Annotated in this window: 7 protein-coding genes; 3 read left to right on the top strand and 4 right to left on the bottom strand. The window is 58.6% G+C overall.

Annotated elements, in window-relative coordinates; genetic code table 11:
• Window positions 1-1,143 (top strand): thioesterase domain-containing protein (locus IEW73_RS16380; protein ID WP_229676085.1); only part of this gene is annotated, 1,143 nt, incomplete at its 5' end.
• A 4-nt stretch (window positions 1,144-1,147) separates the two neighbouring features.
• Here IEW73_RS16380 and IEW73_RS16375 read toward each other — a convergent pair.
• Entirely contained in the window at window positions 1,148-3,292 is a 2,145-nt protein-coding gene (locus tag IEW73_RS16375) for a thiamine pyrophosphate-dependent enzyme (protein WP_188677978.1), read from the bottom strand.
• Window positions 3,293-3,461: 169 nt separating this feature from the next.
• Here IEW73_RS16375 and IEW73_RS16370 point away from each other — a divergent pair, with 169 nt between their 5' ends.
• Window positions 3,462-4,268 (top strand): lysophospholipid acyltransferase family protein, encoded by an 807-nt coding sequence (locus tag IEW73_RS16370; protein WP_188677975.1) that lies wholly within the window; start codon window positions 3,462-3,464, stop codon window positions 4,266-4,268.
• A 389-nt stretch (window positions 4,269-4,657) separates the two neighbouring features.
• Window positions 4,658-4,999 carry a hypothetical protein gene (locus IEW73_RS16365; RefSeq protein ID WP_188677972.1) on the top strand — a complete coding sequence of 114 codons (342 nt, stop codon included), beginning with the start codon at window positions 4,658-4,660 and terminating at the stop codon, window positions 4,997-4,999.
• A gap of 293 nt (window positions 5,000-5,292) precedes the next feature.
• On the opposite strand, the gene IEW73_RS16360 is transcribed toward IEW73_RS16365, so the two are convergent.
• From IEW73_RS16360 to IEW73_RS16350, 3 genes are read right to left on the bottom strand one after another with little or no spacing between them, the layout of a single operon-like run.
• Window positions 5,293-6,141 (bottom strand): ABC transporter permease, encoded by an 849-nt coding sequence (locus tag IEW73_RS16360; protein ID WP_188677970.1) that lies wholly within the window; start codon window positions 6,139-6,141, stop codon window positions 5,293-5,295.
• 7 nt (window positions 6,142-6,148) lie between these two features.
• The gene (locus IEW73_RS16355) at window positions 6,149-6,979 is read right to left on the bottom strand and encodes an ABC transporter permease (protein WP_188677967.1); all 831 of its coding nucleotides are present in this window, start codon (window positions 6,977-6,979) and stop codon (window positions 6,149-6,151) included.
• Window positions 6,976-7,953, bottom strand: coding sequence for an ATP-binding cassette domain-containing protein (locus IEW73_RS16350; RefSeq protein ID WP_188677963.1), 978 nt, complete (start codon window positions 7,951-7,953; stop codon window positions 6,976-6,978). Before IEW73_RS16350 ends, IEW73_RS16355 begins: the two co-directional genes overlap by 4 nt.
• Between the last annotated feature and the right edge of the window lie 96 nt (window positions 7,954-8,049).

The raw sequence follows: 8,049 nt of genomic DNA, 5'->3' as shown, positions 1-8,049 counted from the left end.
GTGCATTTGCCGGTGCATATGGTGCCGTCGGTGGTGGTGGTGTTGGGGGCGTTGCCGTTGACAGCGAACGGCAAACTCGACCGCGCAGCACTACCTGAACCCGGAACCGGCGCCACAACCGACTACGTGGCACCCGAAACGGGTACCGAACAGCTCGTCGCTGACGTTCTCGCCCGCGCACTCGGTGTTGACCAAGTGGGTCGAAACGACAGTTTCCTCCGCCTCGGTGGCAACTCGCTGCTGGCAGTGCGAGTAGTAGGAATGCTCACCGAAGCAGTAGCCAAACCAGTCGAACTGCGCACCGTGTTGCTATCTGATTCAGTCGCAGAACTTGCAGCGAACATCGACAGCAGCTCGGGTGAGGCAGCCGATCCACTGTCGGTGATCTACCCAATCCGACCGGGTGGTGACGGTGCGCCACTATTTGCAATCCATCCCATCGTCGGGCTCGCCTGGTGCTACACCGGGCTCGGTTCACTACTCCCCGAAGGTTCTCCGATATATGGAGTTCAGTCGCCAGCAGCGACAACTGACGACCCCAGAGCGACCAAGGTGGAATCGATCGATGACCTCGCTGCGCACTATGTCAACGAGATCAGAAAAGTGCAGCCAGAAGGCCCCTATCGACTTCTCGGCTGGTCCCTCGGCGGTGTTATTGCGCACGCAGTAGCAGTGCAGTTGCAAGAAGCAGGCGAGTCAGTGGAACTTCTCGCAATGCTGGACTCATTTGCTGGTGAAACCGGCAAGGACGCCGAGGCCGATGAAGTAACGGTCGCCGATGTGCTCGGTGGCTTCGGGGTAGCGACAGAAATCGGGGAACCGTCTAGTAATGGCATTGGTTCAGTGGCTGAACTGATTGACGCCGTCGACGGGCAAGTTCCGGTGTCACGCGAGGCGATGCTGCGGCTGATAGCGGTTGCGGAGTCGTCAGCAAATGCCATGAGGCGGTACCGTCCGCGTCAATTTAACGGCGACCTACTGTTCTTCACCGCTACAAAAGGCCGCGACGACGTGCATCTCGCAGCTGAATCGTGGAACGAAGCGGTAAGCGGCACCATATCGAATATCCACATCGACGCCACGCACTGGGAGATGACATCCGCGGACGCGTTGAGCCGGGTTGCCAACGCACTGGGCCGCTAGGGGCTCAGTGCGAGGCCTGCACTAGTTCGATAGCAGCGGTTTCTACGTCGGTTTGTGACAGTAAGACGTGGGCGGCCGCATCGCCGAGCGGGATGAAACTATCTTTGCTCGTCACCCGGCGTAGCGGCCCCTTGAACCCGCTATCGACAAGCAACGTGAGGACGGCCTCGCTGACGCCTCCGCTACGTCGGGTCTCGTCAACCACGAGCACCCGGCCGGTTGCGTGCACCTCGCGGAGGATGTCACGTGCGGGCAGTGGTGCTAGCCAGCGGAGATCTACTACGCGGCAGTCAATCCCTGCATCGGCAAGGCGCGGTGTGGCGCGCAAACTCATGCGTAACCCGTTACCGAACGTCAAGATCGTCAGGTCGGATCCAGTGCCGTATGTGCGCGCTTGCCCCACTGGCACGTGCTCCTCTGGGTATTTCGCGAGCCATCCGCCGTCGGCGGCGTCATACAAGTCCCGTGTGTGATACAGCGCAATCGGTTCCAGGAATACACAGACCGTGCCTGCGGTTTTTGCGGCTGTAGCACAAGTGCGGAGCATCGCGGCAGCATCATCTGGCCGCGACGGCGAAGCAATGACCAGGCCGGGGATGTCACGCAGCGCGCCGATCGCGTTGTCGTTGTGGAAATGCCCGCCGAACCCCTTTTGATAGCCAAAAGCCGCGATACGCACCACCATCGGATTGCGGTACTGCCGCTTCGAGAAGAACTGCAGCGTGGCACCTTCGCCACGAATCTGGTCAGCCGCGTTGTGCACATACGCGAGATACTGAATCTCAGGGAGCGGCAGTAGGCCAGCGAGTCCAGTTCCCAGCGCAACCCCGAGAATCGTCTGCTCGTCGAGGATGGTGTCGAACACTCGCGCTGAACCGAATTGCTTCAAAAGGCCGCGCGTCACTCCGTAAACACCGCCTTTTCGCGCGACATCCTCACCAAAGACGATGGATTCCGGGTACTGCGTGAGTATGTCGGCGAGTGCCCGGTTTATTGCTTGCGCGACAGTCAGCACCTCCTCATTCTGAGAACTCTGGGCGGGAGGGGGAGTAGCTTCGGCGCACTCATCTGATGCTGCCGTTAGCGGTCGCATTACGTCGTCCGCGGTTGAGAGCTGCGGGGCGGTACTGACTTCCTTGGTTAGGCGCAGCACCTCGCTTCGCTTGCTCTCGTACAGATTGAGGATTTCGTTCGGGCTGGTACCTGCGTGCTCCACGAGTAGCTGCGCCGTCTTGAGGAGCGGATCGCGCGCTAGGTCTGAATCAATCTGATGGGCGGTGCGATACGCCGGTTCGTAGTCGGACCCAGCATGGCCCATGAGCCGCACCATGCTCAGGTGCAGGAATGCTGGTCGGCGATGCGTTCGGACCCACTCAAGCGCCGATGAGGCGGCACTGTAGCTATCCGCTACGTCGGTGCCATCTGCGTTGAAGTACTCCAATCCCTTTCGGCCACCAAAGCTGGATGCACACCAACCCTGCGGGGTTGGTGTGCTGATTCCGATGCCGTTGTCCTCGCAGACAAAAAGCAGTGGCATGGGGACATTTTGGTAGGAGGTGTGCATTGCCGCATTGATAGCGCCGAGTGCCGTCGAGTGATTCGCAGAGGCATCCCCGAAACTGCTAATCACCACCGCATCCGACGGCCACGGAGTTTCAGCCTTGAGTTTTGCGGCTCGGCCGATCGCGAAGGCTACACCGAGTGAACGGGGCATATGGGATGCGATGGTTGAGGTTTGCGGAATGATGTTGAGGTCGCGTCGGCCAAACACCTTGTGCCGTCCACCTGCGATGGGCTCCGCCGCAGCTGCAACAATCCCGAGAAGAACGTCTCTTAACGGGTCGCTACCGCCTACTTTTCGAGCACGCTCAAGGAAGAACGCGCCTGATCTGTAGTGCAGCAACGCCGGATCAGTTGGTCGCGCGGCTCTGGCAACGGCCGCATTTCCTTCATGCCCAGCTGATCCGATTGTGTAGAACCCTGTGCCCTCGCTGCGGAGCTGTCGAGCGGCCAAGTCGAGGTGGCGACTTCCGAGTTGCGAGTCAAAAAGTTCAAGCAGCGCCTGCGTGGAAAGTTTCGGGTCACCTGGCGCGGTGGGCACCATGGCTGACAGCGACGCTACGAAGTGGTCGTCAACCTGCTCAGCCATTGCTCTGACTCCTCGGCTCGCCCTGCAGCAAATCTTACGGGCTGTAGGCCTATCGCCCTGTGGAAATCTATCTGGGCAGGTCAACTAAACCGGCCTAAAACAGCCCGTTTCGACGACTTGCGCAGATCGATTTTGGTCGAGGGCAAGCGCAGCACGGTAGATTTTGGTTATGTCAGATCCACACGCTGCTGAAGGCCATGAGAACTTCCAGCCAAGTGGCCTGGAACTAGCCCTCCTGCGGTCCGCGCTTGCCCCCTTGCGAATGCTCACCAGCCCCGTGATGCGGGGGGTCGAAAATATCCCTGCAAGTGGTGCGGTGATGCTCGTCGGAAATCACGGTCTCTTCGCCTTAGACATGCCCTTCATGATCGACGAGATCCACCGCAGTTCAGGGCGCTTTGTGCGCGGGGTCGCCGATAACGCCCACTACGCGGTCCCAGGCTGGCGTGACGTACTGACCCGGTATGGCGCAATACGCGGTACTCGCGACAATTGTCGCTCGCTACTCGCTGAGGGCGAAGCCGTGCTTCTATACCCTGGTGGGGGCCGTGAAGTAGCCAAGCGCAAAAACGAAAAATACAAGCTGATCTGGAAAGAAAGACTAGGATTCGTCAGCCTTGCGATCGAGGCGGGATGCCCGATCGTCCCTTTTGGGGCCGTTGGGGCGGACGATTTTTACGACATAATTCTTGATGCGGACCACCCAGTATTCGCACCGCTTCGCAAGCTTGTCGAAAGCCGAGGCGGCCGATGGGACATCGTATGGCCGCTGGTCCGAGGAATCGGCCCGACACCTCTGCCACGTCCGCAGCGTTTGTACTTTTCCTTCGGCAAACCAATCCAGACCAGCGACTGGAAAGGTCGGCAGGACGACAAAGAACTGCTGCGCGCGGTGCGGGATCAGGTCAAGAGCGCAGTGCACAACCAGATCGATGCACTTCTTGACGAACGAGACGCAACCAAACGACAAGCGTGAGGTTGCACCGCATTGCCTCTGCATTGCTGCTTGAGCTGGTGTTTTTGTGCGATCTCCTACGGATTTCGCCAGGTGACGTCCGTTCGTCGACGTTTCGTTTTCGAGCAACGATAACGGAAGGTGGTCGGATCGTAATCCGTTCGTGCATTAGAACAGCCTTTGTCGTTAGCTTCTACCGCTAGCGTGGTCAGAGACGAAATGTGCAAGAACCACAGGCGGACTGAGGATGCAGTGCGCAGCGTGTGTCCGGATGTTGACCCGACAGCAAGGTAGGTTAGCGAGTGAAGAAGGAAGCGGCGCCGCTGAACTTTCACAGACACCTACCTGTCCGCATGGCTCGCGCTGCCGAATCCGCTCACACCGAAAATCACGGCCAGGCGCCAGCGAGCGTGACTACTTCAAATACATCGACTGAGGTGTTTCGTAGTGGGCTGAAGCGGTACGGACTGAGCGACGAGACCATTGAATTACTGGCGGTAGCACTAGACACGATGCGCGATGACCGGGCGAAACCCCAATTAGTCGCAATGCGGTTGCGCTCGATGTTGTCACAGTTGATGACCGATGACTGCACAGATATTCCCGAACATACTGCGCCGAGAAGTGACGCGTTGTCACGGGTGGTCATTCAAATATTCGAAGAACGAACCTGCGGGACAACTAGAGTCAAGCAGTCCCCCGAAGTGAAGCCCGACAATGTTGTGTCTTGGCGTACGGCAGCTTCGATGTGAAATCCGCTCAACTCCGGAAATCCCCAGGTCGTAGGTAGATTGCCGTAGCTTGAAACTCTCGTAAGTTCTCTGCGCCGAAATCGCTTCAGGGAAACTTCAACTACTCGGTCTGAGTCGATTGCCGATAATGTTAACCAGCCTCATTGATAGCAAGCTGGGCGGCTGTGTGGCGAATGCGCAGCATCTACATAGCAGCTTGGGGCCCAAGTACGATGCGGACGCGGACCGATTCTCCTGGTCAGCACTACGCCGCACCGGGGAGCACCGTGTACACCCCGGTGGCGATCGCGCGGTTAGCTAGACGCTGACCTTCGGTAGCCCCAAATTGCGGGCACGGCGAAGACCACCACAAAGCCGACCGACCACAGCGCGCTCATCATGAGCGGAGTTGCGACGTCACCGCCAGTGGCAAGTGCGCGCATTGTGTCCACGGCGTGTGTAATTGGCTGGTTTTCGACAAATGGACGCGCCCAGGCCGGGAATGCCTGTGGGTCTGTGAACCCTGAACTGAAGAACATCCCGAACATGATGAACAGGCTCAGCGCGGAGACCAAGGCTTGGCTCGTCGTAGCTAATGCGGCGGCGGTGGCCAGGGTTGCAAAACCAATTCCAAACATCAATGGGATGGCAACAAAGGCAAAGAACGAGGAGACGCTGGTGAACGTCAACCCGAGGGGGAGTGCCACCAGAATGATAAGCAAAGTGGTGAATACGATTCGGACGCTCTCGGCGAGTAGTCGCCCAATGAGGTCTGCCGCGCGGTGGATGGGGAGGGTCCAGTAGCGGCCCAGAATGCCCTTTTCGCGCTCCTGAATCACCAACACAACTCCGGCGAGCGCACCGACCATCGCAGCAACAAGTGCCATCAGAGGCGCGAAGCGGAAGACTGCTGGTTGGCCCGAGAACCGTTCGATTGTGTCGCCCATGACGAGTCGAAGCATTAGCAGCATGATTGCCGGATACGCAACGGCCTGCACCATCGTGAGTGGGTCGCGTGACCAGATCAATAGCGAACGCTTCGCCATGAGCAAACTCTGGCGGGGCAATGCAACGAGTGAGGACTCTTTGCGCGTATGAGTCAACTCAGGGAACAGGACTGCGGGTGACTTCCGTGGTGTCGTTTGGGGGGTAGCAGTGCTCACAGGTCACTCATCTCCTTCGGGCGCTAGCCCAGATCGCGAGTGCGCCGAATAGGACAAGGATGACAAACCCCCAAATTAGCGCTGGGACCATCACCTGAATTGACGTCGTGCCATCGGCGAGCGCCCTGAGCGCTTCGGTAAATAGCGACACCGGTTGGTTGCGAACAAACGGCCGAACAAACTCGGGGAAACCGGACTCAGGAATAAACCCGGTAGACATCATTCCAAAAATCAGGGTGGGCAACGTCAGGGCCTGAGTGACTGCGCGAGGATTTTCAGTCAGTGTGCCAAGCGCATCCGCGCCGAGCATCAGCGCAAGACTGATAAGAAACGCAAATGCGATGAAGCCGACCGTTTCGGCCAGTGATCCCTCGAACCGGAAATTGATGATGTGCCCAAAAGTCATCGCTGCGGCAAGCGTGACAACTGACCGCACCATATTCGCTGACATTCGTGCGGCTAGGGGGACTGTGCGTGGTATCGGCATCGTCGACAGTCGCTTGGTGATGCCGTCGCGGGCGTCTTTTGCGGCTCGCAACGCGGCTTGCGTCATCGTTAGCGCTACGGCGCCGAGCGCAATTAGCGGCACAACGAACTGTCCGTAGTTGGACAAGCCGCCGCCGCCGAAATACGTCGCCGTTTCCATCATTTTTCGAAGCGGAACGTAGTAGGCGAGGGTGAACAAGGCCGGCGTGAGGATTGCGACGATAAAGTCGCCGTTGCGGGACATTTCCCGGACCGTACGTCCGTTGAGTGCAGCCCATTGCCCGACTGCGGACGGCTTCACGTTCGCAGTGCTTGTGTTTTCGAGCGGCAGTGAAATTGTTCCAACAGTCATGGCGTCACGGCTTTCGTGCTGCCGTGGCCGGTGAGTGCGAGGAAAACGTCGTCGAGGGACGGGCGGCGAAGGGCGACATCCGCGAGTTGAATATTCTCGATGTCGAGGCGCCGCAATACTTCACTCAATGTGGCGGGACCGTCAGTAGCAGGAATGGAGATTCGGTCTGCATCGGTCCCGATTTCGGGCAGGGGAGCGTCAGCTGGGTACAAGTCGGCGAGCAACGCTTGGATTTTCGGCAGTTGAGTCGGATTTAGAGGAACGACCTCGCAGTATGTTCCGCCGGTTCGTTCCTTCAACTGGTCCGCTGTGCCCTCGGCGATCACGGTGCCCTTGTCGATAACGATGATGTTGTCGCTCAGGATGTCGGCTTCCTCGAGGTACTGCGTTGTCAGCAACACAGTGATGCCTTCGTCCTTCAACGCTTGAACGAGCGACCACACCGATTGTCGACTCCGGGGGTCCAATCCCGTGGTCGGCTCGTCGAGGAACACAACTTCGGGTCGAGTCACTAGTCCACACGCAATATCGATGCGCCGACGCATACCGCCGGAGTATCCACCTACGCGACGATTGCCCGCATGGACAAGGTCGAATGCTTCGAGGAGTTGTTGTGCTCGTGCTCGGGAGTCGTTGCGACTCAGGCCCATGAGACGCCCGAACAGGTGGAGGTTCTCTCGTCCAGTCAGCGTTTCGTCGAGAGCTGCATATTGGCCAGTCAACATGATTGATCGACGAACATCAGCTGCCTGCTCAACCACGTCAAAGCCTGCGACGAACGCTCGACCGAAGTCGGGCCGCTGCAAAGTGGACAGGATGCTAACCGTTGTGGTTTTTCCTGCACCGTTGGGGCCGAGAACACCGAGCACGGTGCCCTTCGGGACGGAGAAGCTGATGCCGCTCAGCGCCGTCACATCACCGAAGGTTTTTACAACATCGTCGACAAGCACCGCGGTCTCCGGCGATGAGCGCATTCAAACTCCTGTTACTACGTCAGGTGTGGCATTAGTTTCCCACACTGTGTGGCGAGGCGGTCGGACCTATCATCGAGCACCGACGGCCCAGACTTC

Origin of the sequence: Hoyosella rhizosphaerae (genome assembly GCF_014643175.1) — a bacterium.
In the GTDB taxonomy this organism is placed as follows: domain Bacteria; phylum Actinomycetota; class Actinomycetes; order Mycobacteriales; family Mycobacteriaceae; genus Lolliginicoccus; species Lolliginicoccus rhizosphaerae.
The sequence above is the reverse complement of the archived record's forward strand: the minus strand, read 5'-3'. Positions and strand labels throughout refer to the sequence as shown.

Coding starts and splice junctions, on each gene's coding strand:
- IEW73_RS16350 (WP_188677963.1), bottom strand. CDS start 7,953: ATGCGCTCATCGCCGGAGACCGCGGTGCTTGTCGACGATGTTGTAAAA.
- IEW73_RS16375 (WP_188677978.1), bottom strand. CDS start 3,292: ATGGCTGAGCAGGTTGACGACCACTTCGTAGCGTCGCTGTCAGCCATG.
- IEW73_RS16370 (WP_188677975.1), top strand. CDS start 3,462: ATGTCAGATCCACACGCTGCTGAAGGCCATGAGAACTTCCAGCCAAGT.
- IEW73_RS16355 (WP_188677967.1), bottom strand. CDS start 6,979: ATGACTGTTGGAACAATTTCACTGCCGCTCGAAAACACAAGCACTGCG.